Origin of the sequence: Noviherbaspirillum denitrificans, assembly GCF_002211445.1 — a bacterium.
Classification (GTDB): Bacteria; Pseudomonadota; Gammaproteobacteria; order Burkholderiales; family Burkholderiaceae_D; genus Noviherbaspirillum; species Noviherbaspirillum denitrificans.
Window position 1 is genome coordinate 74,424 of the sequence record NZ_LSTO01000002.1, and the last position, 22,878, is coordinate 97,301.

Annotated in this window: 30 protein-coding genes and 1 pseudogene; 14 read left to right on the top strand and 17 right to left on the bottom strand. The window is 59.9% G+C overall.

Annotation, left to right across the window (positions count from 1 at the left end; translation table 11 throughout):
• Positions 1-35: 35 nt before the first annotated feature.
• The 3 genes from AYR66_RS23875 to AYR66_RS23885 all read right to left on the bottom strand — a co-directional run bounded on the left by AYR66_RS23875 (position 36) and on the right by AYR66_RS23885 (position 3,753).
• Positions 36-1,055: a DUF1338 domain-containing protein gene (locus tag AYR66_RS23875; RefSeq protein WP_234815068.1), complete on the bottom strand. Its 1,020-nt coding sequence runs from the start codon at positions 1,053-1,055 to the stop codon at positions 36-38.
• Positions 1,056-1,140: 85 nt separating this feature from the next.
• Entirely contained in the window at positions 1,141-2,646 is a 1,506-nt protein-coding gene (gene amaB / locus AYR66_RS23880; RefSeq protein WP_088710074.1) for an L-piperidine-6-carboxylate dehydrogenase, read from the bottom strand.
• A gap of 15 nt (positions 2,647-2,661) precedes the next feature.
• The gene (locus AYR66_RS23885; protein ID WP_088710075.1) at positions 2,662-3,753 is read right to left on the bottom strand and encodes a saccharopine dehydrogenase family protein; all 1,092 of its coding nucleotides are present in this window, start codon (positions 3,751-3,753) and stop codon (positions 2,662-2,664) included.
• A 137-nt stretch (positions 3,754-3,890) separates the two neighbouring features.
• Here AYR66_RS23885 and AYR66_RS23890 point away from each other — a divergent pair, with 137 nt between their 5' ends.
• Positions 3,891-4,337, top strand: a complete 447-nt coding sequence (locus tag AYR66_RS23890) for an Lrp/AsnC family transcriptional regulator (RefSeq protein WP_088710076.1) — start codon at positions 3,891-3,893, stop codon at positions 4,335-4,337.
• 46 nt (positions 4,338-4,383) lie between these two features.
• The gene (locus tag AYR66_RS23895) at positions 4,384-4,722 is read left to right on the top strand and encodes a hypothetical protein (RefSeq protein WP_088710077.1); all 339 of its coding nucleotides are present in this window, start codon (positions 4,384-4,386) and stop codon (positions 4,720-4,722) included.
• 16 nt (positions 4,723-4,738) lie between these two features.
• Here AYR66_RS23895 and AYR66_RS23900 read toward each other — a convergent pair whose 3' ends face one another.
• The 8 genes from AYR66_RS23900 to AYR66_RS23935 form a co-directional block, all read right to left on the bottom strand.
• Complete coding sequence (locus tag AYR66_RS23900) at positions 4,739-5,068, bottom strand: hypothetical protein (RefSeq protein ID WP_088710078.1); 330 nt, start codon at positions 5,066-5,068, stop codon at positions 4,739-4,741.
• Positions 5,069-5,337: 269 nt separating this feature from the next.
• Positions 5,338-8,979, bottom strand: coding sequence for a pilus assembly protein (locus AYR66_RS23905; protein ID WP_088710079.1), 3,642 nt, complete (start codon positions 8,977-8,979; stop codon positions 5,338-5,340).
• Positions 8,980-9,053: 74 nt separating this feature from the next.
• Positions 9,054-9,662, bottom strand: coding sequence for a pilus assembly PilX family protein (locus AYR66_RS23910; RefSeq protein WP_088710080.1), 609 nt, complete (start codon positions 9,660-9,662; stop codon positions 9,054-9,056).
• 17 nt (positions 9,663-9,679) lie between these two features.
• Positions 9,680-10,795 (bottom strand): PilW family protein, encoded by a 1,116-nt coding sequence (locus AYR66_RS23915; RefSeq protein WP_170942350.1) that lies wholly within the window; start codon positions 10,793-10,795, stop codon positions 9,680-9,682.
• 5 nt (positions 10,796-10,800) lie between these two features.
• Positions 10,801-11,172: a type IV pilus modification PilV family protein gene (locus tag AYR66_RS23920; protein ID WP_088710082.1), complete on the bottom strand. Its 372-nt coding sequence runs from the start codon at positions 11,170-11,172 to the stop codon at positions 10,801-10,803.
• 9 nt (positions 11,173-11,181) lie between these two features.
• On the bottom strand, positions 11,182-11,766 hold the full coding sequence (locus AYR66_RS23925) for a GspH/FimT family pseudopilin (RefSeq protein ID WP_088710083.1): 585 nt from the start codon (positions 11,764-11,766) through the stop codon (positions 11,182-11,184).
• Entirely contained in the window at positions 11,760-12,197 is a 438-nt protein-coding gene (locus AYR66_RS23930; RefSeq protein WP_088710084.1) for a type IV pilin protein, read from the bottom strand. The genes AYR66_RS23925 and AYR66_RS23930 overlap by 7 nt, the downstream gene beginning before the upstream one ends.
• Positions 12,198-12,319: 122 nt before the next feature.
• Entirely contained in the window at positions 12,320-13,312 is a 993-nt protein-coding gene (locus tag AYR66_RS23935; RefSeq protein WP_088710085.1) for a serine/threonine protein kinase, read from the bottom strand.
• A gap of 98 nt (positions 13,313-13,410) precedes the next feature.
• Between AYR66_RS23935 and AYR66_RS23940 the strand changes: the two genes are divergently transcribed.
• Positions 13,411-14,106, top strand: coding sequence for a UPF0149 family protein (locus AYR66_RS23940; protein ID WP_088710086.1), 696 nt, complete (start codon positions 13,411-13,413; stop codon positions 14,104-14,106).
• A 1-nt stretch (position 14,107) separates the two neighbouring features.
• On the opposite strand, the gene AYR66_RS23945 is transcribed toward AYR66_RS23940, so the two are convergent.
• Together AYR66_RS23945 and AYR66_RS23950 are read right to left on the bottom strand one after the other, a co-directional pair.
• Positions 14,108-14,611, bottom strand: a complete 504-nt coding sequence (locus AYR66_RS23945; protein WP_337367501.1) for a glycine zipper 2TM domain-containing protein — start codon at positions 14,609-14,611, stop codon at positions 14,108-14,110.
• An 81-nt stretch (positions 14,612-14,692) separates the two neighbouring features.
• Positions 14,693-14,920: a hypothetical protein gene (locus tag AYR66_RS23950; RefSeq protein WP_088710087.1), complete on the bottom strand. Its 228-nt coding sequence runs from the start codon at positions 14,918-14,920 to the stop codon at positions 14,693-14,695.
• An 853-nt stretch (positions 14,921-15,773) separates the two neighbouring features.
• Between AYR66_RS23950 and AYR66_RS23960 the strand changes: the two genes are divergently transcribed.
• Entirely contained in the window at positions 15,774-16,184 is a 411-nt protein-coding gene (locus tag AYR66_RS23960; protein ID WP_141104301.1) for a hypothetical protein, read from the top strand.
• 85 nt (positions 16,185-16,269) lie between these two features.
• Here the strand turns inward: AYR66_RS23960 and AYR66_RS23965 are convergent, their stop codons facing one another.
• Entirely contained in the window at positions 16,270-16,596 is a 327-nt protein-coding gene (locus AYR66_RS23965) for a hypothetical protein (protein WP_337367502.1), read from the bottom strand.
• 168 nt (positions 16,597-16,764) lie between these two features.
• Between AYR66_RS23965 and AYR66_RS29075 the strand changes: the two genes are divergently transcribed.
• The 5 genes from AYR66_RS29075 (at position 16,765) to AYR66_RS30490 (ending at position 19,167) form a co-directional block, all read left to right on the top strand.
• The gene (locus tag AYR66_RS29075; protein ID WP_088710089.1) at positions 16,765-17,022 is read left to right on the top strand and encodes a DUF1488 family protein; all 258 of its coding nucleotides are present in this window, start codon (positions 16,765-16,767) and stop codon (positions 17,020-17,022) included.
• A gap of 136 nt (positions 17,023-17,158) precedes the next feature.
• A complete protein-coding gene (locus AYR66_RS23975; protein ID WP_088710090.1) occupies positions 17,159-17,488 on the top strand; it encodes a hypothetical protein in 330 nt (109 codons plus the stop codon).
• A gap of 157 nt (positions 17,489-17,645) precedes the next feature.
• Positions 17,646-17,792 (top strand): hypothetical protein, encoded by a 147-nt coding sequence (locus AYR66_RS29080; RefSeq protein ID WP_170942351.1) that lies wholly within the window; start codon positions 17,646-17,648, stop codon positions 17,790-17,792.
• 54 nt (positions 17,793-17,846) lie between these two features.
• The gene (locus AYR66_RS23980; protein ID WP_088710091.1) at positions 17,847-18,953 is read left to right on the top strand and encodes a mechanosensitive ion channel family protein; all 1,107 of its coding nucleotides are present in this window, start codon (positions 17,847-17,849) and stop codon (positions 18,951-18,953) included.
• Between the two features lie 91 nt (positions 18,954-19,044).
• The gene (locus tag AYR66_RS30490) at positions 19,045-19,167 is read left to right on the top strand and encodes a hypothetical protein (protein WP_272938374.1); all 123 of its coding nucleotides are present in this window, start codon (positions 19,045-19,047) and stop codon (positions 19,165-19,167) included.
• A gap of 9 nt (positions 19,168-19,176) precedes the next feature.
• Here the strand turns inward: AYR66_RS30490 and AYR66_RS23990 are convergent, their stop codons facing one another.
• Entirely contained in the window at positions 19,177-19,434 is a 258-nt protein-coding gene (locus tag AYR66_RS23990; protein WP_088710093.1) for a hypothetical protein, read from the bottom strand.
• Between the two features lie 247 nt (positions 19,435-19,681).
• Here AYR66_RS23990 and AYR66_RS23995 point away from each other — a divergent pair, with 247 nt between their 5' ends.
• Entirely contained in the window at positions 19,682-20,050 is a 369-nt protein-coding gene (locus AYR66_RS23995; protein ID WP_141104303.1) for a hypothetical protein, read from the top strand.
• On the opposite strand, the gene AYR66_RS29085 is transcribed toward AYR66_RS23995, so the two are convergent.
• Positions 20,047-20,223, bottom strand: coding sequence for a hypothetical protein (locus tag AYR66_RS29085; RefSeq protein WP_170942352.1), 177 nt, complete (start codon positions 20,221-20,223; stop codon positions 20,047-20,049). The genes AYR66_RS23995 and AYR66_RS29085 overlap by 4 nt on opposite strands.
• A 153-nt stretch (positions 20,224-20,376) precedes the next feature.
• On the opposite strand from AYR66_RS29085, the gene AYR66_RS24000 reads away from it, so the two are divergent.
• The 4 genes from AYR66_RS24000 (at position 20,377) to AYR66_RS24015 (ending at position 22,401) form a co-directional block, all read left to right on the top strand.
• Positions 20,377-20,610, top strand: a complete 234-nt coding sequence (locus AYR66_RS24000; protein WP_088710095.1) for a hypothetical protein — start codon at positions 20,377-20,379, stop codon at positions 20,608-20,610.
• A 268-nt stretch (positions 20,611-20,878) separates the two neighbouring features.
• Positions 20,879-21,169 carry a hypothetical protein gene (locus tag AYR66_RS28540; RefSeq protein ID WP_141104304.1) on the top strand — a complete coding sequence of 97 codons (291 nt, stop codon included), beginning with the start codon at positions 20,879-20,881 and terminating at the stop codon, positions 21,167-21,169.
• A 127-nt stretch (positions 21,170-21,296) separates the two neighbouring features.
• A complete protein-coding gene (locus AYR66_RS30630; RefSeq protein ID WP_088710097.1) occupies positions 21,297-21,731 on the top strand; it encodes a J domain-containing protein in 435 nt (144 codons plus the stop codon).
• A 292-nt stretch (positions 21,732-22,023) separates the two neighbouring features.
• Positions 22,024-22,401 carry a hypothetical protein gene (locus tag AYR66_RS24015; protein WP_088710098.1) on the top strand — a complete coding sequence of 126 codons (378 nt, stop codon included), beginning with the start codon at positions 22,024-22,026 and terminating at the stop codon, positions 22,399-22,401.
• Positions 22,402-22,443: 42 nt separating this feature from the next.
• On the opposite strand, the pseudogene AYR66_RS24020 reads toward AYR66_RS24015, so the two are convergent.
• Positions 22,444-22,878 (bottom strand): annotated as a pseudogene (locus AYR66_RS24020) (hypothetical protein); the annotation flags it as partial.

The window sequence follows — 22,878 nt, forward strand, 5'->3', positions numbered from 1 at the left end:
CAAATTTGAGGGCGCCTATTATGGGCGCAATTCGTTCAGCGTGCCGAAGCGGTCATCTTGAAGATCGCCTGCGCATTGCCGGCGTCGAAGCCGAGGTCGAGCGCGTCACCATCCACCGTGCGGTCACGGCTGATGAATTCGTAGAAGCTGCCCGGCACTTCACGCTGCACGAAACCGCCCTGCCCGTCCCCGAACCGCCGGATGACCGGATCCGCCCTGAATGCAGTCTGGCGGATGCGCCCGCTCTGCGACACTTCCACCGCTTTTTTCATCGGCCGCCCGAGCGCCGCCTGCTCGCGGGTCAGCCTCTCCAGGTCGCCGACACGGTCGGTGACATGGTTGAATGCGTTGCCCTCGGTGGCGATCCATGCCATTTCATGCGATTCGGCGAGCAGGATTTCATAATCTGCCAGCGTGGGGATGGCATGTTGCCGGCCGAAGCATGTCTCGAGCTGCGGCAGCAGGTCGGCAGCATCGTCGAAAGTCAGTCGGCCATCCCTCGCCAGTTCATGCAGCAGGCATTGCGCATGGGGCGAAAGCGGATCCTTCGAAGTCGAAAGGACGCGCGTCACCGCATCCTGGAAGCCACTGGAAAAGCGCTCCGGATGCAGTTCGCTGACAAAGAACTGCGCGATCTCCTCGGGATTGTCCGCATGCGCATAGGAGCGTCCGGTCATGCCTATCCTGTCCAGCCGGAACACGCCATTCAGGCGATAACCCAGCGGCTCAAGGATGCGAGTGAATGCAACCTCGCCGGGCGGCAAGGCGCCGTTGCGGTTCCAGCGCACCGTGCGCAGCGCGCCATGGTCGTGAAAGACCTTGCCGCCACGCGCTGCGACGTCCTCCGTGTATTCCCTGCCGCTTGGCACGCGCGCGAGCAGGTCGATAAACAGCACCATGTTCAGCGCCTGCGCGATTTCCTTGCGCGACACCCAGCCGCATTCCCAGACGCTGAAGCCCGTCGGGATAGTCATGAGGCGCATGGCGCGCGCGGCATTGTCCGCGCCGATGGCTCTTTCGACGAGATTGAAGAGATTGCTGTTGTGCGATGCCATGGATGAATCCTTTCGATGACAAAAAAATTCCCCCCGCGCCTGCCGTACAGGCGCGTGCATTCATGCGTGCGGGGAGTCTTGCGAATCAGAGATCGAAGCTGATGCCTTGCGCCAGCGGCAAGGCGTGGCTGTAGTTGACCGTGTTGGTGGCGCGGCGCATGTACGCCTTCCATGCATCGGAACCGGATTCGCGGCCGCCGCCGGTTTCCTTCTCGCCGCCGAATGCGCCGCCGATCTCGGCTCCGCTCGGGCCGATGTTCACATTGGCGATGCCGCAGTCGCTGCCGCTCGCCGACATGAAGCGTTCCGCCTCGCGGATATCGGTGGTGAAGATGCTCGACGACAAGCCTTGCGGTACCTCGTTGTTCCACGCAATCGCCTCGTCCAGCGTGCGGTAGCGCACGACATACAGAATAGGTGCGAAGGTTTCGTGGTGCATGACTGCCGTTTGTGCGGGCATCTCGACCAGCGCCGGGCGCACATAGAACCCGTCACCGCCACCTTCCGGCTGCACGCGCTCCCCGCCGGTCACGGTGCCGCCATCCGCTTTCGCCTTTGCCAACGCATTCTGCATCGCGTCGAATGCGCTGCCGTCGATCAGCGGACCGACCAGCGTGCCTTTCTCCAACGGATTGCCGATGGGCAGGGATGCATACACTTTCTTGAGGCGCGGCAGAAGCGCGTCAGCGACGCTCTCGTGCACGAACAACCTGCGCAGCGTGGTGCAGCGCTGCCCCGCGGTTCCGACTGCGGAGAACACGATGGCGCGCGTTGCCAGTTCGAGATCGGCGCTGGGCGCGACGATCATCGCGTTATTGCCGCCCAGCTCGAGGATGGTGCGCGCCAGCCGCTGCGAACATGCCTGGGCGACGGCGCGTCCCATGCGCGTGCTGCCAGTGGCGCTGACCAGCGGCACGCGCGGATCATCGACCAGTAATTGCCCGCGCTCATGTCCGCCAATGATCAGCTCCGACAACCCTGCAGGCGCCTCGCTGCCGAAGCGCGCCGCGGCCTTCTCGAACAAGGCTTGCACGGCAAGCGCGGTGAGCGGCGTTTTCTCGGAAGGCTTCCACACCACGCTATTGCCGCACACGAAAGCCAGCGCGGCATTCCATGACCACACCGCGACCGGGAAGTTAAAGGCCGAGATGACGCCGACCACGCCGAGCGGATGCCAGGTTTCCATCATGCGATGGCCGGGACGTTCCGACGCAATCGTCAGTCCGTACAGCTGGCGCGACAGCCCGACCGCGAAGTCGCAGATGTCGATCATCTCCTGCACTTCACCCAGACCTTCCTGCAGGATCTTTCCCGCCTCCATCGTGACCAGCCGGCCGAGCGCCTCCTTGTGCGTGCGCAGTTCCTCGCCAAACAGTCGGATCAGTTCGCCGCGCCTCGGTGCAGGCACATTGCGCCATGCACGGAAAGCGGCATCGGCGCGCCCGATCTTTTCCTTCACCGCGTGCGGAGTATCCGCGTGCAATGAGGCAAGCGTCTCGCCGGTGATCGGGGTCCTGCTGTGAATATCGTTGCCTGCGTAATGCGACAGGTCCGCGCCCATCGCCGACAACAGCTCGTGTACGGTCTCCATTGTTGTTTTCCTCATTCAAGCGGCATAAACACGGCCGAAGCGGTTTGCCAGGAAATCTTGCAGCTTCGCCTGTTCCTGCCTGATCAACCCCTTCTTCGGCAACTTGCCCTGCATCACCAGGTCCACCATCGTGCAAATGCCCGCCGCGGTCGTCACCTGGATCGCCGACAGCAGCTGGCCGTTGACGTGCTGGCTGTAGATCTTCTTCGCATAGGTTTCCTGCTCCAGCCGGCCTTCCCGCATGCCGCAGACGCTGGTAAATACCAGCACCACATCCTGCTTGGTGATCGGAATCGAGGATTCGAGCACTTCCTTGAGGATGGGCCGGCGGTCGAGCAGGCCGAGCTGCAGGTCGCGCACCAGCATCTTGATGATATCCCTGTGCCCCGGATAACGCACGGTCTTGTAGTTCAGGTTCTGCACCTTGCCGGCAAGGCTTTCGCACAGGGTGCCGAGGCCGCCGGAGGTATTGAAGGCTTCATAGTCGATGCCGTCCAGCGAGAAGTGTTCCACCTCCTCCAGCGCCGATACCTCGCGCAGCTGGCCGTCGACGATGGCCTCGCACGGGTTGCAGTACTCATTGATGAGGCCGTCGGTGCTCCAGGTCAGGTTGTACTTGAGCGCATTGCTCGGAAAGGTCGGCAAGGCGCCGACGCGCATGTGCACGTCGCGCAACTTGTCGAACCGGCTTGCCACATCATTGGCCACAATGGAAATGAAGCCTGGGGCCAGGCCGCATTGCGGCACGAAGGCGGTGGACGCATCCTCCGCGAGTTGCTTGACCACGCGCGTGCTTTCCACGTCCTCGGTCAGGTCGAAGTAATGCGAGCCCGCCTTTTTGGCCGCGCCGGCGATCACGGGCGTGAGGAAGTAGGGACAGGCGGACAGGGTGACGTCATGGCCGTCGATGAGGTCAACCACGGTCTTTTCGTCGGCGATGTCGGCGTGCGCCGTCGTCACCTCCGGGAATTTCATCGCGTCCACATGCGCGAGGCGCTGCGGGTCGCGGTCGGCCACCGTGATCTTATAGTCGCCGGTATGCGACAGCAGGTTCAGGATGGCATCGCCGATCTTGCCGGCGCCGAGGAGAATCAGTTTGGTCTTCATTTTCTTGCTCTCTTGTTGTGGGGTGAAACGATGCAAAAAGTCTAAGGCCGGGCCGTGTCAGAAAATAGAGAGCAAAGCGTCGTCATACTGTATGATTTCGCTACAATTCGTCGAAAAGACAGGACATATCGCACAAAATGAAACCCGCACTGGATGAGATCGACAACCAGATCCTCGCCTTGCTGATGGACGACGCCCGCATGCCGGTCGCCACCATTGCCAAGCGCGTCGATATCGCGCGTACGACTGCGATTGCCCGCATCGCCAATCTGGAGAAGCGCGGCATCATCTCCGGCTATGGCGTGCGCCTGAACCAGGAGCTGTACCAGCCGGCGGTGCGCGCCTATGTCGGCATCACGGTCGATCCGCGCAAGGCTTCGGCGCTGGTGAAGGTGCTGGAAAAGATGCCGCAGGTGGAAACGCTGTGCGCCGTGAGCGGCACGGTCGACTACATGTTGACGCTGCGCTGCCAGTCCACGGGCGAACTCGACCGCATGCTTGACCAGATCGGCGCGGCCGACGGCGTACGCCAGACCTCCACGTCCATCATCCTGACGAAAAGAATTGACCGCAGTCCAATCTAGCACCTGCCTGATTGGCTAGACTCAGCCCATACGAATAGGAGTTTTCATGCACAACATCGCCGAAACCAAGAAGAACCACCTGTGGCGCAAGGTGATCTGGCACACCGATCCTGAAGAGCATCCGCTCGGCCCCTATCATTCGGCCGAAGTCTATTGCTGCGAAGAGTCGAACGGTTATGCGGTCTGGTACGTGCGCAAGCTGTCAAAGGATGGCGGCCTGGGCGTGCCGGGGACGGAGAATGCGGATTACCTGCTGAACTTCTTTTCTAAGAACAGCCGCGACGATGCGATCGAGCGAGCGGTGTTGATTTCCAACAGCGATGCATCGGTGGAGCGTGTAGTGGAGAACCTCGACAAGCTGGCAGTGGCTGCACAGAAGGTTTGAACAGAGAAGAGGCAAATCACCGGGAATCCTGAAGGTTCTCAAGCCTGACTTCAATCTTCAACTGGCTCCTGACGGCCGCGTCTCCGATTTTGCCGGGCAAGAAACGGACGGTGCTGAACGTGTCCACAATGCGCTCCACGACCGCGTCGGGCAGATACGAATCTTCCACCAGCACGCGGTCCACGTCTCCTTCCGCACTGATCAGCAAACGCAGGATGACCGGCAAGGGCGGGAATCCCGGCATTTCTATGACAAGCCGCGAAATGGCATCGCCAAGCAAGACCGGCCGCCGCGACAGCTCGCTGGCGCGAAAGTAGTACGGTCCGGCTGGCGTCGCAATCGTCAACGTCGGCTCCGGTTTTCCTGATGATGCCTCGGATGTCGAGGCTTGCACCATACGGCTGATGCGCGATCCTGAGGACACCCCAGAGTCAGCATCAATGTGGGATCGGCCCGGTGACGCGGCGAGACCGATGGACACGACCAGATGCCTCTCGTCTCGCGCCTCGCTTTGTCCTTGCCTGCCTCCAGCCATCTGTAGCAGGACAAGCACCCCGACGTGGACTGCGAGGGACGCGAGGATGGCAATCTTCCCCGGTCCGCGCCCCCAAGCGATCAATCGTAAAGCTCGCGCCACAGTACCCGCTTCGCAGCCGAGGCGCCTCCGCCGGCTCCCTGGCGCAACTGCACACGAATGGAGGTGACAGCGCCGTTTCCTTCAACTCCTGTCGCCATTGGCGTGCCGTTCACCAGCGTGACCGTCAAACCGACAATCGGCGATGATGTGCTGGTCGCTGCAACGCCGGTCGCCGACGTGCTTCCACCCATGGTGAAATCAAGCTGGTACAGCCAGCCGGTCCCGCCCGGTTCGCAGTCGGTGGCGGAAGGCATCGTCGTCGCCACCAGCAGCGTGCCGAAGAAGAGTTGCGGATCGACGGTCACGCGCTCGCCCCCAACCGGGAGATCCACATACCAGCCGGACTTCGACGACCAGTCGACGGGATTATTCGACACGCCACGGGTAGTCGTGCCGCCGGAAACAGTTTGCGCCACCAGGTCGGCGGTTCCTGCCACCGTGCTTTTCCCGTCATCCTTGATGCCGTAAATGGACTGGACGCTCTTGTCGCCAAGATCGCCTGTGCCGAGGTAGCGCCCCGTGCCGAAGTAGACTACCCGGTGCCCGTCCACTTCGCCGATGTCCGGAGCGGTCATGACCGGTTTTTCCGGACCGAATTCGGCGAGCCTGGACACCTTTCCCTTTTCCAGGTCGAAGCGCCACATGTTCCCAAGCAAATCCCCGCCATAAGCAGTCTCCGCCCGATTGCCGCTGGAGAACTGCTCTTCGGACTTGATGTTCAGCCTCGACAAGCCGCTGGGACTGCCGACCGATCCCGTGGATGTGGAAATGGTCCTTATCGCGGCACCGCTTGCCAGATCGCGCACGAACACATATCCCTTTCCATCGGCGGCCGGATATTTTCCGCCCTCGGGGACGTTGTTGTAGCCGGAGGTCAGGACGACGGTCCAGGTATCACCGAGCTTGGTCACCAGCGGAATGCCGTAGGTGTACCCGACGTTGTTGTCGTCGTCCGCAGTGAAGTTCCACAACGGCGACGGATCCAGCGGTTCCGTGACGTCGAGGGCATAGTAGCCCCTTCCGCCGCGTCCCAGCGCGCCGATCAGCACGGTTCTCCATACGCCGCCGATTTTTGCGTCAGTGACGACCAATGTTCCGTCGAGGAAGAAGCGATGGTTGCTGGAATAGTTCGCATCGGCGAGACGCCACAATTCCGGGAGGATGACCGGCGGGATGTACGCCCAGCGCTCTTCGCCGGTTCCCGCATCGAACGCATGCAACATTCCGTCGTTGGCGGCGACGTACACCATGCCCGCGCGATCCTTCTTATCCTTCTTGAACTCGGCATAACCGCTATCTGTAAAACTGAAGGGCGGCGCTTTCACATACACAGGCTGTGCGTGGACGATGTCGCCCAGGATCTTGTCGCGGTCCCTGTACAGGCGTTCGACCATGGCGTTGCCCGGTTGATCCTCGTAGCGGTAGTGGCCGCGCAGGTAATTCACCATGCGCGCCGGCGTCGCCTCCGATCGCTTGCTGCTGTCCCAGGACGCATACTGCGACAGCTTCGCATTGTCGAAATAGGCCAACTGGTCCACGGACAAGCCTCCCGTACCGGCTGAAAACAGGACACGCGAGGTCCCGCGCGCAGTGTAGATAGTGCGCGAATCGCTGTCGCTCGCCAGGATCTTTTCCTTGAGCCGAACGGCCGCTTGCCACACCGGTTTGGCGACAATGCTGCCGTCAGAAAGGTTGACCGTGTGTGCACTGACCTCCCCGTCCCAGAGTTCCGTCCGATACCCGGCAACATAGATGAAGGCATCGCCGGAAACCGGCTGCAGGTTGCTGGTCGCCGCAGCCGCACCGCTGCCGATCGAACCGGCGATGCTGGAAAGCGCCTTTTTCAATCCCGACTCGAGCGCGGATGGATTGCGTGCGCTGAAATACGTGCCGCGCCCGTTGACCGCCGCATGCCACAAATCATCCACCGTCTCCGGGTTGCCGGCCGTGGGCACGGGCCAGAATTTCGTTCCCTGCGTGATATTGAAATAGTCTCCGGACGTGCTTGTCTTGTAATCGTCCTGGTAAGCGAGCGTGCCGTCGACGCCCATGCCAATCGTGAACGTCGTCATGTGCTGGTGCATGGCGACGTCGTCCACGGCCGGATCCGTACCTGCTCTGCGCACATTGTTCTCGCACACGGTGCACGTGCCTGGACGCAGGTCGGTGTGGTAGTAGTAATAGGCGATATCGGCCAGTGTATTTTCAGCATGATTCGCATCGTAGGAAGGACGGCTTGCCCCGACGGCGCCATCTGTATCCCCAAGACCTGAGAAGCCGGCATTCTTCCAGTAGCCATCCGAAGCAAGGATCGTGTAGTTGCGCTGGCACGAGTACTGCACGGGGTCTGCATACACTGTGCTGGCGCCCTGGTACATTTTTCCGACGGCATTCAACGATTCCCGCAGGGGTGTGCCACCGCCGGGCATGATCGCGTACAGTTTGGAAAAGAAACTGGACTTCTGTGCCGGATCGAACCCGGCAATGTCGAGTTTCACTTTCGAGCTGCTATAACTGTTAATGGTCGTGAGGCCGACGCGAGCGTGCAGGTAGTTGGCATCGGTGGAGTCGGCAAGAAGTGCTGTTCCAGTAAGCGGCACTCCCCTGACATCGTCGAATGCCAGTCCGATCGATGTCTTTGTCATCTGCGTACGTGTGCGATACCAGGCATGCCACGTCGCGAAGTTCGCCATTTCTTCCGCATAGGTGCAGACCGCACCAGCACAGTCCGTGCGATCTGGCGCCTTTGCGGGGAAGGCGATTCCCGGGATGATATCCACGCGCGACCAGTTGTAATAGCGCACGTACTTGTACGTCGCATCGGGGCGAGGCTGGCATTGACCAGCCTTGCCGAAGTACTTGTCAGTGCCGCTGCTGTTCGCCAGCTTGCACCATTCCACGCTGACGTTGTAATAGTAGGGCGAACCATAGCGAACCTTCAGGTTCTTGTAGGTCGCATTCGGATATATGTAGCCAGTCCCGTCGACCCCGGATTTGCAATTGGGTCCAGACGGTGAATCGCTGGCACTCAGGCACCAGACCCGCTCGGGATACTCCGTTGTCAAGTTGACGGTCGCGGTGGCACTGTATGTCGGGCAGGATGCGCCAGATGAAGCCCAAGATTTGCAGGATATCGCTCCGGACGGTTCAGCACTGGATTTATCGACCATCTGGACACCATACCCGTCACTCGCAACCGCTGCCCACGGCGCAACGTAGGCGGTGTTGCCGTTCGGGTCTGCCTTCGGCGTGCCATCGTGATTGACCGGCCATCGGTATCGTACTGCCGGGTTGTAGTACATGGAATTGAATCCATTCGCGAAATACGGCGGGTCCCCCGGATTGCAGACAATCAGGGTATCAACACCGCGGCACATCTGGGTGAACGAGTCGTCCTTGGACAGCATCCGCACATAATCGGGCATGTAATCCCAAGCCATGCTGCCGGAATCATCCAGGTCAAGCATGATGTTGGGAAGAATATTCGCCGTAGTGGCATTGGCCAGTGGGATATTGGCCAGGTCGGTAACAGCAGAGACAGCCCAACCGGATGTGAGCAGCAATGCAAGCGAAAAGAGTGCAGGACCGGGCCGTGCGGCCGGATGGCGCTGATGATTCATGTCATTTCCCCTCTTGAAGCCCGCAGCAGGTTTTTCCTCGCATGCAGGCACCTGTTCTTGTAGTTGGTTGTGCGCTATACAGGCAGCGATACGATGGCCTGGATAAAACTTGCGTTATTCCTCGGCCCCTCGACGCGCACGGTGACGCGGTAATACACCCTGCTGATGGAGACCATGTCGATATCGCCATAGATCTTTTCCTGGGTAGCGATCCCCTGGCTTCGCCCCTCGCTCAGCGCACTCTGGTCGGCGGCACACTTGCCGCCGTCAACGGCCCCTTCGGCGGCGCACATGCGATGAATGACGTAGGAAACCTTGTTTCCTGCGGCATCCTGCGGCAAGGTCACTACGGAGTCGGGACTCTTCCAATCGAGTACCGCGAAGGGCGGTTTGCACTCCTTGTCGAAATGCCCGCCTCCGGTAAGGTCAAGGCAGTCCTGCCCTGTCGCGAAATAGCCTTTACCAGGTCGATCTTTCTCGAGCAGCGACGAATTTGCTCCCAGCCAGGCGATTGCCGCTTCCACACCGGCATCGGCGCTGGCGACGCCTCCCTGGCGAAATGCGATGTTGCCGGCGATGATGCTGGAGGTATCGACCGAGCGCACCATGGCGACACTGGCCAGGGTCATTGCGACAAGCACGATTAGCGCGATGATCAGCACGATGCCGCGCTGACGGTTCATGGAAATCCTCAGGCCAGTCATGCGTTCCCCCATATCCCGTTGCGCAGCGGGACTACCGTTTCGAACACCTTGTAGCGATAACATCCCCAGTCCGCCGGATACCGGCTGGTGTCGAAAGCGGCCCAGCTCGACCAGGACTTGACTGTTTCCCTGGTCGTCGTCTTGCACGACCCGGATTCCGGCTTTTGATATTGAGAACTACGCGCCACGAGGGCGATGCGGACTGCCTTGACCCTGGCGGCGTCGGATGCACTCGGATTCGTCCATGTGGGTCCGGTTGCGTCTACCCACTCGCTGACCTCCTGCATGTCGGTGGGTGCGACACCGTATTGCGCCTGCAGGTCGATGATGTCGGGAGCGACTTGCCCGCCTGCGACCGTGCTGTCCGTGACTTGCAATTGACGGCTGGTGAGGTTGACCGAATAGGTGCGTCGGAATGTCGCGGCGGCTACCGGGTGCTTGAAGCAAGCGAGCGTGGCTCCTGTGCGATACGCAGGCCAGTCATTGTCATTCTGGTAGCTCGCCGGCGGATTGAACGGGCCGTTCTTGCCCGGATTGTGCTGTATCTTGAGCGCCGTTTCCTGGACCTCGGTTATCTCCATGAGGGTGCAGTTACCGCCTTGCTGCACCAGGACCATATCCCCCTCCTTGCACCCGGAAACGCTGTTCACGTTCAGTTCGGACGACGGTTGCGGCATCGTGCCTCGCAGCGTGGTATTTGCGGGAAACCGGAACGAAGCAAGGGCCGGGTCGGCAAAGAACTGTGCGCTGATCGTGTCCGGATTCCCCTCTCCATCGGTGATCCGTACCGAAGCGAACGACATGTCACCGAGAGGGCCTTCGGTGCCGCCGCAGGCTGCACTGCCGTCGCAGTAAGTGAAGGTGGTTCGGCAACCGGCATACGTCGAGGCGCCCATGCCCCAGCCGGCCATCCTGACGTCCCGTTCAATCATGTACAGCGCAATGGCGCCATTGCCTTGTGCATCAGCGCTCCCTGTCGTCGTACGCTTGCCGCCTTCATACATGGCGAAGACCTGCATGACGACGAGCATGGAAATCATGCCGATGCCCAGTCCAACCATCACCTCCAGCAAGCTGAAGCCCTTGCCAAACTTGTGCGCGATTATTTTCATTCTGCTCATCCGCTGATTCGGGTTACGACGACGTGGCTGTGCGGCTTCGTTTCGCCGGGAAGCTGCCATGTAAGCGTGATCGTCACCTGTTCGCCTTCGACGGCCACGGTGCGCTTTCCATTTGGAAGCGACGCCTCCGGTTCCTCATTTACCTTGAAGCCATCAAGGCTCTGCCTGTGCGCCCACATTTCGCCGATCAGCCGGCTCGCGGCATAACTTGCGTCGAGACGATACCTGGCATCGGTCGTCTGCTTGAGCATGACGGCCTGGAGACCGACGAGTGCGAGGATGCCCAGCGAAAAAATCAGGATGGCGATCAATCCCTCGACCAATACCATTCCCTGCTGCTTTCTTGCTTTCTGCATGTAGGTGGCCATCGGCACTCCTTAGCTGCAGCCCTGCGGGTTGTCGGAAAATTTCAAGGCGGGATCGCACATGCGAATCTGGCCGCCGGCGCTGACCGTGACCACGTATCTGCGTGCGGATACCGATGTTGCATTCGTGATGTCGATACGCGTTACATCGTCGACCGCCGGGCGTCCCAGTCCGTTGAAGCTGACTGATGCCGGCAAGCCTGTCCCGGCGGCAATCGCCGTATCGAAATAGCCTGGCGGCAGCGGATTGGGCAGAATTGCCGTACTCACGCCAGCCCTGGCATTGACAGTGCCCTCGGCGGTCTTGCGGCGCTGGATGGTGGATGGACATTCCGCAGTCGCTACCGCACAGCCGACATTCCATGCAACGAGACCGTCGGCGTCCGTCAGCTCGAAGCGGACCTCGGCACTACGACGGACTGCCTCAAGGCGAGCCAGTTGCAGGCCGTTGACGACAGATTCGGCGGCAGTACGGTTCTGCGCGTTTTGTATCCAGGAAGTGAATGCAGGAATCCCGGCCATCAACAGCATTCCGCCTATCGTGAAGGCGATCATCAGTTCCACCAGGCTGAGGCCGCGCTGAGGCCGGATCAGCATGTGCCGCCCTTTTTCGTGATCCAGCACTCCGCCGGCGTGGTTCCCCAACCAGCCGGAAGGGATGTCGTCTTCCGCGCATTCGACTGGTCCAGCGTGTAGGTGAAGGCCGCCATTACACCGCCCGGGACACCGCTTGCCTTTAGCGTGAACGCCGCCGCCGACAGGCCCTCGCAGGTATAGGTGAAATCATCATTCGGTGGCGGAGCCGCAAATGCGCCGGGCGCGCAGCCGCCTTCATAAGTGCGGTTGTCCTGGTAGAACTGCTCCAGTTTCACGCGCATGCTCGAGAGGTTGCTCGTTGCCTGGGAAATGCGGCCGCGCGTGACGTAGTCGCGATATGAAGGCAGGGCGACCGCGGCCAGGATCGCCGCGATGGCCACGGTGATCATCAGTTCGATCAAGGTGAAACCGGATTTTGCAATGGCGGGCATGTTGCTTTTCCATGGTTATTTTGACAACCAAGATTAGCAAAATTGAAACATGCTGCATTGCAATTTCGACAAGCGGCAGAATTTCGCCGATTAGCGGTTGGAGCGGGGAAACAAGGACTGCGTCAGAAGCCCCAGAGGGGCGGCTCGCTCATTAAGGCGACCTGTTCACGCAATTCGAGGATGCGGTCTTGCCAGTAGCGCTGAGTGTTAAACCAAGGAAATGCGGCCTGAAAGGCCGGATCGTCCCAGCGCCGCGCAAGCCAGGCAGAATAATGCATTAGCCGCAACGTCCTCAGGGCTTCGACGAGATGCAGTTCACGTTCGTTGAATTCGGCAAAATCCTCGTACCCGGCAAGCAGGTCGGAAAACTGGCGAACCATTTCGGAACGCTCGCCGGAAAGAAGCATCCACAAGTCCTGCACTGCCGGCCCCATTCGGCTGTCGTCGAAGTCGACAAAATGCGGACCAATGTCAGTCCAGAGGACGTTACCGACATGACAGTCGCCGTGCAGGCGCAGCAGGCGCACGTCGCCCGCGCGGTCATAGCAGTGGCGCACGCCGTCAAGAGCTTGTGCACCGACGCTTCTGTACGCATCGCGCAAGTCTTCCGGAATGAAGTCATGCGCGAGCAGATACTCCAGCGAGTCGCGGCCAAACGTTTCCGGTGAGATTTCCGGGCGGTGGCGGAAAGGCTCCAGTCGGCCGACAGCATGGATGCGCCCGATAAACCGTCCCAGCCACTCCAGCGTATCGCTGCTATCCAGCTCAGGTGCACGCCCGCCCTGCATGGGGAACACTGCAAACCGGAATCCGTCGTGCACATGCAAGGTCGTTCCGTCAGGACTCGGCGTTGCGGGAACAACAGGAATTTCACGCTCCGACAACGCCGCAACGAATGCGTGCTCCTCGCGGATCGCGTCGTCATTCCAGCGTTGCGGCCGATAGAACTTGGCCACGATCGGCGGCCCGTCTTCCATGCCGACACGATAGACGCGGTTTTCGTAACTGTTCAGCGCAAGCAGGCGGCCATCCGGATACAGGCCGATGCCTTCAATCGCATCGAGGACAACGTCCGGATCCAGTCCGGCAAAGGCGTGGGAGAAGATTCGTTCCATCAGGGGATTGTACCGTCGGCAGTGTATGATGCGTGGTTTGAACCACAGTTTCCGTCCGCGATCCTCACATCGCCGAACGCCTTTCCTTTCGCTATCCCATGCATCTCGACGAACCTCTCTCCGACAAGGAATTCAAAGAACTCGACCAGTTCCTGCTCTCCGACCGCTGTGCCGACGACGGCATGACGATGGACTCGCTGCACGGCTATCTCACGGCGCTGGCGATTGGTCCGGAAGAAGTATTGATGGCCGAATGGCTCCCCAAGGTATGGGGATCAGCCGGCAAGGATGGCCCAAAGTTCAAGACGCCGAAGGAAGCCGAACGCATCAGCATGCTGATTGCGCGCTTCATGAATGAAATCGCGATCACCTTCGAAGTCGCGCCCAAGGAATTCGAGCCGCTGTTTTGCGAGCATGAATATGAAGGCCGCACGCTGCTCGATGGCGATGCCTGGGCGTGGGGATTCTGGGAAGGCATGAACCTGCGCGCGGATGCGTGGGAACCGATCTGGCAATCGAACCTGGCCGACATGGTGAAGCCGGTCTACCTGCTCGGCGCCGAAGAAATCGAAGAAGAGGAAATGGCGCTTGTCGACGACCCGGTCAAGCGCCACAAGCTCGCAGTGGAAATGGAAGCGGCCATCCCGCACATCCACAAGTTCTGGCAGCCGCACCGCAAGTCGGCGGTGCAGCAGGTAAAGCACGAGACGCCAAAGACCGGCCGCAACGATCCCTGTCCTTGCGGAAGCGGGAAGAAGTTCAAGAAGTGCTGCGGCGCGCAGCAGGAATCCTGACTCAGCGCGGCATGACAGAGACACGCACTCGCATGCGTTCGCCCGGATCGTAAGGCATGACGCTCGTGTAAGTGTGGCCGTGATACTCGTAGGTCACCACGTAGCCATTCGCGCGGCTCTGCCAGTTATCAATCGTGCGGCACTGGCGGACCGGCTGCTGATCCACGACGGCGCCGCGATCGTTATTCTCCAGCCTGTCGCCAACGATCGCTCCGGTAATCGCACCTGCCGCCGTCGCTACCGCGCGCCCGCTGCCGCCGCCCACCTGGTTGCCGATAATCCCGCCGGCGATGCCACCGATGAGCGATCCACCTGCGCCGCGCTGCTGCTGTCGCTGCACGGGCACATACTCGGTGCGGCATTCCTGCTGCGGATAATTCACCTGTTCGTATTGTGGCGTCACGCTGAGGACGCGTGCAAAGTCCTCGTAATCGGCTGCGTGCGCAACGGACAGGGTACCCAGGCAAGCGAGGGTTGCCAGCAGCCCTGTTCGCATCATGATCATCTGTCACCTCCCTTAGTCAACGCTCCGTTAACGCAGCAGATGGTCAAAGGTGATACAGGAATTTTGTAACGTTCTGTATCGTCAGACCGGCGTGTCGCGCTCCATACCTGCAGCGCGCGTGAGCTGCACGAGCAGCGCGCCCTTCACCATCGAGAGGGCGAGGTTGCTGCCCATGCGGAAGCCCTGCATTGCAGCGGCATCCATCAGGGCAAGCACCTCTTCGTGAGTGAGGTGGTGGTAGTCGGCGCGTCCGTAGAGCGCCTCGCGATTCCTTGCGTTGATGTCGGTCACTATTTCGTCGGGTGTCATTTTCCAGCTCCTGGCACCGCCCAATCGGGACGGTGTACAAATTGGACAGCGTCAACGCAAAAATAGCTTCGGATTCCGGCGTGCGGCCTGAGATAAACAGACATGCGCAGCCGTTATCATTGTCGCGGCTCAAGTCATGTGAAGACCGCGATGGAGGAAGGCGTGGGAGAGTGACTGGCTTATCTGGAAGGATTGCTGAAAGCTTCTTCTTCGACCCGGTAGTCGTCAGCACATGTCTTGCTGCAGAAGCGCCGGACGTTATCCAGAGGCTGGTTGCAATACCAGCATGCCCCCTTGGGTTTGAGATCAGCGTAGCTCGGATTCCGCGCGGCCTTCGTCAGTCCGGCAGGATCTGCTCGATCGTCAATCTGGTCTGCATCATTCATGATTCAGCCGCCATCAAAAGGTACCGGTGAAACCGTATTGCCTGCCTGATTGCTCCGAGCGGGCAGCAATGCGTGCAGTATAGTCCGAAGCCCGGGGCTGTTGAAAAGTATGTCAAAAATTTTGATGAACTGCATCACTTGGCGCGGCGGAAAGAAAAAAGCCCGCCAGCCTTGCGGCCGCGGGCAAAACTCTCAACCTCGAAGGAACACCGGCGCGGACAGATATCGCGCCTCCTGTATTCGAACATCGTCTCCGTGGCACCAGTTTGCGACCGGACAGGCATCGGACGATCGGCGCGAGAACGCCACCGCACGCCCGAACGTAAATGCTTACCTTCGGCAAGTGCATTGCATTCGGCTATTCTGCGCGCCTGGCCTTTGTTTCCTCACTGAACTTTTCCGCTCCCGGCCACGTCAAAGAAGGCCATCAAGCAATACCCATGACATCGCGACACCCGGGAGAAAGTGTGCAAGCAGTTCCAGACTCAGAAAATTCGGTTTCCAGCGCGAGCGCGGACAGGTCCGGCACCATTGAAATTCGTGAAGGCGACTGGAAGGCTTATCTCCAATGCATCGCGCGCTGCAAGGAGGACAAGAGCATCACCTCGCATTACGACAACGTGGCGGAATACAAACGTGCCTGCGCCATGGCCTACCTTGGCAAGCGCGCCCAGCTGCATGGCGGTGTGTGCAGCACCCGGCATCCGCACGTCATGACGCCGCAGTTCATCATCGATCTCGAAACCAGCAACAGGACGATCCGCAACAGCCGCTATCCGTGGCTGCGCGCGCTGATGAACCTGCTGGCTGAAATCGAACAGATCCAGGACCAGATCTCCTCCACCAACGTCATCACGCTCGTCCCCGCCAGCAAATAAAAAAAAGCCCGCACGCGAGCGTCGCGGACGGGCTGAATCATGACGTGCCTGCGAGTTTCGCCACGGAGAACCGGCAAGCCGTAACTCAGGCGCCCAACGCCTTGACCTCGTGTTCGACGTTGCTGCTTTCATCTCCCACCTTGCTCTTCCACGCCGAGACGAAAAATCCTTTCTGGGCGTCGTCCGGCTCCTCGAACCAGACTACGATCAGCGTGCCTTTGTGGTCATGCAGGTGCGAGAGTTTCCCCAGGAATGCTTCGTCGCCCGCTGCGTCGGCCAATGCAAGCGCATAGCCGTACACGCGGTTCACGCGTTCGAGCCGGTCCGGCTCGGTCCCGCTGTTGGTGGCACTGATTTTCGGATGGTCCAGATACATCGCGTTAGTCTCCTTGATTGCTGCGCGTACACGCATTGTATTGTTTCCCGGGCGGCTGCGCACCTTCAGCGTCGCACCATTGCCCTCGCACACATCATGAGTGTCTGGGAAGTTGAGGGCCGTCAAAACCGTACCGGCGTGACTCCTTACCATCGAGAACACAAACACAGTCCTTTTCCTTCATTCCAACATTGGAGACATCGCATGATCAGAACGGCAGCCGAACCGCGCGTCGCAGAGGAAGGCGTGACCTTTACCGTGGAGGTCGGCTTCGCCGACCGCGAGTGCCTGGTGTCGAAGAACGCGCTGGCACACCTGCGCCGCATGAAAGGCGGCGGACAGCAGGACTTCCTCGAGACCTACCGTGCTTTCGAAGACCAGATCCATAGCGTCGCGAGGCGTCTCGTCGTCGCCGGCGTCGCAGGTTCGCCCCTGGTGTTGGGCGCTTCTTATTTCGTCTGATCTCGATGATAAAACGCAAGCGCACACTATCGCGACTGACGGCAGAGAAATAAGCTCCTCTGAGAATTATCAAAATTGCATCCGTACGATTGTTCAGAATAGAATCCAGATCGAACCAGAAACGGGGAATAGCCAGATGAACGAGACCAAAGAAAATAGCGCCCAAGACCAGTATCAATACGATCCCAACAACCTGCTGGAGTCGCTGATTGAAAAGCTGAACCTCAAGAACGACGCAGCCCTGTCGCGCGCCCTCGAGGTGGCGCCGCCGCTGATCAGCAAGATCCGCCACCGCCGCCTTCCGGTAGGCGCCTCGCTGCTGATCCGCATGCACGAAGTATCGCAGCTGAGCATTCGCGACCTGCGTCACCTGATGGGTGACCGCCGTACCAAGTTCAGGATCAGCGACAAGCAGTTCAAGCCCAAGGCTGGCGGGGCGATGTCCTCGAGTACAAGCGCTCCCTGAAACGACCGCAAGCGCTGCGTGCACTGCCGGCTCCGGCGCCGTGCAGGCATGCCGCCGGGCACTGCGCCCACGGCCGGCATCAACAGGATGACATGTCTCAAGGAGACGGGCGTGGCGCGGTGTACGATTTCTGCATCGATTGGAGCAAGAGATGCCGATGTCCGATGAGCATCAGGTTCCCCCCGAGCCTGTTCCCGCAGACGATCCCGTGCCGGAAAAGCTTCCCGCTCCCGGCGACGATCCGGTACCCGACCACAATCCGGTCGGGAAGCCCGCAAAGCACACGCCGGCGACCTCGCGATAACCCCAAGACCGGTTTGACAGAACGTCTTGCGCCTTGCGCGCAGCTTTCCATCCCATGAACGAGCGCCTGCCCGACTGGCTGGAAACGCTGTCCTATGCAGTCCTGCCGTGGGCATTCATCCTGCATCACATCCCGTGGGCCGGCGTCGGCGTGCAAGTCCTGATGGCGCTGTTTGCGGTAATGCTGTTCCACCGGCTAGGAACGGCGTTTCTCAGGCGCGTCACGGCGCCGCTTCCGTTTTCCAGCAAGCTTGTCGACTACGGACACCGCGCCGGCGGCGTCGTGGTCTTCCTCCTGTCGACACAGGTCATCCTGCGCAATGTCCCCGCTACCCTGCCCGGCCTGGACTTCGTCCTCCACGCCAATACGCTTTTGCTGATCTCCGCACTCACCTGGCTGGGCGTACGGTGCGTGCGGGCGGTCGCAATGACCATCGTCGAGATGAATCCGGCCGACGCTCCCGACAATTTGCAGGCACGACGCATCCAGACCCAGACCAAGGTCCTTTCGCGCAGCATGATCGTGCTGATCGTCCTGGTCGGCGGCGGGTCGGCACTGATGACACTGCCAGGACTTAAGCAACTGGGCACCAGCCTGCTCGCGTCTGCCGGGGTAGCCGGCCTGGTCGTCGGCTTCGCCGCAAAACCGGTGCTCGGCAACCTCCTCGCCGGCATGCAGATCGCCCTGACGCAGCCGATCCGCTTGCAGGACGTAGTGATCGTCCAGAACGAGTGGGGACATATCGAAGAGATTACCGGCACGTACGTCGTGGTACGGATCTGGGATCAGCGCCGGTTGATCGTGCCGCTGCAATGGTTCATCGAAAATCCGTTCCAGAACTGGACAAGAATGAGCGCGGACATCCTCGGTACCGTCAGCATCTGGGTTGATTACAGCATGCCGGTGCCAGCGCTGCGCGCTGAGGCGGAAAGGATTTGTGGCGAAGCGCCCGAATGGGACGGCAGGCTGTGCCTGACTCAGGTGGTCGACACAAATGAACGCGCCATGCATGTCCGCGTCCTGGTCAGCGCGCGCGATGCGGGTCAGGCGTGGGATCTGCGTTGTCGCATTCGGGAAGGTCTGGTCGATTACGTCCAGCGCAATCACGCCGACCATTTGCCGCGCTTCCGTGCCCAGGTACAGCCAGCGGATCGGCCATGAAGGGCATACGCGGGCAAATCGTTTGACAACTCTCAAGCCGGAAACCGGGACCGGCTGCTACAGTGCATTTTCCATCAGGGAGGAGTTTGCAATGCAGAACTACAACGACAGCTTGAACGCAGCAGTGGTATTCAACGAACTTTTCGTCAAGGCTGCCCTGGAGTACCTGCAGGCCCTGTCGTTCCCCGCCGTGTACTACGCCAAATACCTGTAACGCAAAGCATCATCCCGGTATCGCATCGCGAAGCCAGTGCGTGATGTCGCGCGCTTCGGAAAAGCGCTCTCGAACGGCATTGCGCGCATCCGGACGACGCACGACCTGAGACCTTGGTTGCGCATCCAATGCTGCCTGAAGGACAAAACGTATCAATTCCTGGTAACCATGGGCGTCGTCACGGCATGCATGCCGCGGCAGCAATCCCGCTTCCACGGCTTTCCTGACAGCTGCATCAAGCATTTCTTCGGTGACGAGTGTTTTCATGCTGGACCTCCATGACTGAGCACATGTCTGCTTCCCGGCTGCACAGTGTGAACGCACTTTGTGACGCGATAATGAACCGGAAGCATATCTCCGCAGGGTCATGTTCCACAGCCTTTACATGTTGGGGCAAGCAGCGTGACATCCACAGGGAGCAATATTTCCTTGAGCAAGATGCATGCCGCGCCAAAACCGGGCATATAACGTCAAATCAGGGCGCTAATTCCCATATATATGGCTAGGCTGACAAATGCAGAGGGTGTTTAATTGCGCATCACTGTTCGATCCGCACCAACGCTCATCAACCATGTGGAGCAAAAAACACAAACATTCTGTCCGTTGTTCGGAGTGCCTGGCGCGTTTGCCTGTGCATGCCGAAGCCTGTTCGGAATGCGGCTATCCGGTTACCGTGGGCAACGACGTGGCTGCGCGCCGTGATCTTGCTCAAAACGCGGACACCGAATACAAGCTGGTCCAGTTGCTTGGCGCGGTCGTGTTCGCCGCCGGCATCATTGCAGCATTCGCGGAATCCCCGATCGCCGCCACCGTTGCCCTTATTATCGGCGGAGCAACCTACCTCAGCGGCCTCATGGGTGCCTGGTGGAACAGCGGTGATTAAACACTAGCCGCCTGCGCTTCCAGACGCGCGTCGGAAATCTCCTTCAATGCCGCTGCCAGCATCTCAAGCTGCGCCTGCCCCGAAACCATGATCGTAGGAAGCCCGCAGGCACGTACTGCCTGTTCCAGTTTGCGCAATGCGGCGAGCTCGCTTTCGACTGATTCGATTGACATCGTCTTGTTTCCATTGAAGAAGTTCGGAATCCCCTAGACTTCTTCTCCGATGTTTTGTTCCGCGTATGCAAGCGGCTTCCTGTTTTGTCGCGACTGATCGCCGTCAAACAGCCGCCAAACGGCGGCTGGTACGATGACGACTGGAGAACGGCCATGCAGATCGAAACCATCGGCAAATACCAGCTCCATCTCATCGCTCTCGAAATGCCTGGCAAGGCACAGTGGGATCCATTCGTCACGATCATGCGTTTCGACGACGAACAGCAGGATTTCCGGTGTGTGCTCGAAAAGCGCCACGCCAGCGACCATCCCTGCGCAAGCTACGAGGAAGCAATCGATGCCGCCCGACGCGCCGGCACGTCACTGCTCGAATCGGGCTCGCTCTGACAACACCCTTCCTGTTGTCACCCAAACAGGCTTTCGTTGACTTGGGATAATGTTGAATATTGTCCATATTGGCATAATGGTTATGTGGCGCACTGCGCATGCGAGTCCCACCGGTCACCTGTCCATATCGATCGCCCTGCATGCTCGCTGCATTCCGGTACCGGTCTGGAATGCGTTTCATTTGAAAGAAGGGCATATGAAAGACCGGCCGTGCGGAGGCGTCAAATTTGCCCTGCTCCTCGGGCTCGCGCCGTTCATCAACGGTTGCATGACAACCTCAAATCTCGACGGGTATTCCCGCCATTGGGGTGACGCCGGCTCACGACTGAAACGCGAGTCCGCATTGCGTGCCGCGTGGCGAGGTCGGCCCTACCAGTCGTTGCAAGAAGCCTTCGGCACGCCGAAGATGGTCATGACCGTGCCGGGATACCGTCCCATCCGTACCGATGTCATCGTCTACGGCTCCACTGACAAATCCACCAACTGCATCGATGCCTTCACGGTCATCCGTCCTGGATCGGATGACGAGATCATGGTCACTGATTACTTCTGCCGCTGACATCCGCTGGCGACTTGATAAACTGCAATGAAATTCGCTGCGGCGCGGTTACCATGGCATCAAGGTTCCGCTGCGTGAACCTTGTACTGCGCGCCGAATCGATCAACCTCCTATTCGCACTGCCGCCATGGCACGGATCCACACGCACTACGACAACTTGAAGGTCGCACGGGATGCTCCTCCCGAAGTGATTCGCGCCGCCTACAAAACGCTGTCACAAAAATACCACCCCGATCGACACGGCAACAGCGCCGAGGCGATCCGCATCATCCAGATCATCAACAGCGCCTACGCAGTCCTGTCCGACCCATCCAGGCGGCGCGAACATGATGAGTGGATCTTGCGCAACGAGGCAACGCCGCCCAGTATCGGGGAACCCGAATTTCGGGAGTGCACCGGCATGCAGTCGAACGCGCATGCCCATCGCTCAACGCGCCGTTCCCGCCGCCGTCATTCCTTTGCCTATCACTACCTGCGCTACGAGATGGCACTGCAGCGCGCTGCGCACAAGCTGCGCATGATGCTTGATCGTTACTCCCGCAAGCTCTTCAGGAAGACTTGAAACGTCAAGTTCAGTCATCTCTGATGACGGCGCGCAACACGCCTCCCGTCATTGAATGGTGTAATCAAAACAACAACACCAATTCCAGGAGACAGACATGCTCTTCGCGCTGATTTCGCTCGCCGGGCTCATTACCGCGGCATTGGTCGCCGGAGCCTGTATCAACGTGCTTCTTCAACTCGAAGATATCGACGACGCTTCCTGAGCACTTCGCCCTTCGTCGGCAGGGTTTCGTGACTACAATAGAACTCGTGTCACGCCCGCATGACTAAGCAGGAGGAGGTACCGGCGAATGGAATGCAACGATCGGTCACTATGGCGAAGGCTGGCCCTCAGGCTGCAATACATCTGGCGCCTTGCAATCCCGTTCTGGCGGTTTCGGGATGCCGGGCGGGGTACGCGCGAGCAGCGCATCGCGAACTACCGGCATAACCGCTCGCAGCGCAACATACTCCCTTTCTACGTCTGGAAGTGGGTCGGCATAGCGGTCTGCATGTTCCAGATCCTGCGCCTGTTTTCAGGTTTGATGACGACGACCGCCATCGAGAGCGCCAACTACCTCTGCGTCACCGTCTTCTGCGTGAGCGCCGGTATCGGCTTTGCGTTTTCGTGCATCGTGATTGCCCTCCTCACGAGCAGCTACGTTTTTCTGAGTTGCGTAAAGAAATAGCAGATTGCCCCGATCGCATTCTGGCGACCGGGGCAATGGAATTTACTGCTTGCGGCCGATGAAACCGCCGACAACCGCCGCGCCGCTCGAGGCGGACATGCGGAATGCACCTGCAATTTCGGCTGGAGCAGCTGCGCCGCCACCCGATGCTGCGACCGGGCCAAAGAGGCGCCCGCCCACCCCACCGCCAAGCGTGCCGTTGTTCAGCGTGCCGGTCAGGTAATTGGCGACATTCGAGCCTGCTGCGCCGAGTGCCGTCGTTGCCGTGAATGTAGCCGGCACAGCGGCTGCAGCCGCGTCGAAGGTTGCGGCATTCTGCACTGACACCACGGCCTGGCGCGTCTCGAAGTTGACCGTCACGGTCACCGTGCCGCGGAACACCGGCGGCTCGGTGAGCGTACCGTTGCCGTACCAGCCGTAAGCGATGCCCGTGTACGTCGCGGTGCCGGTTGTGGGAACGGCGGATGGCGGCGTCAC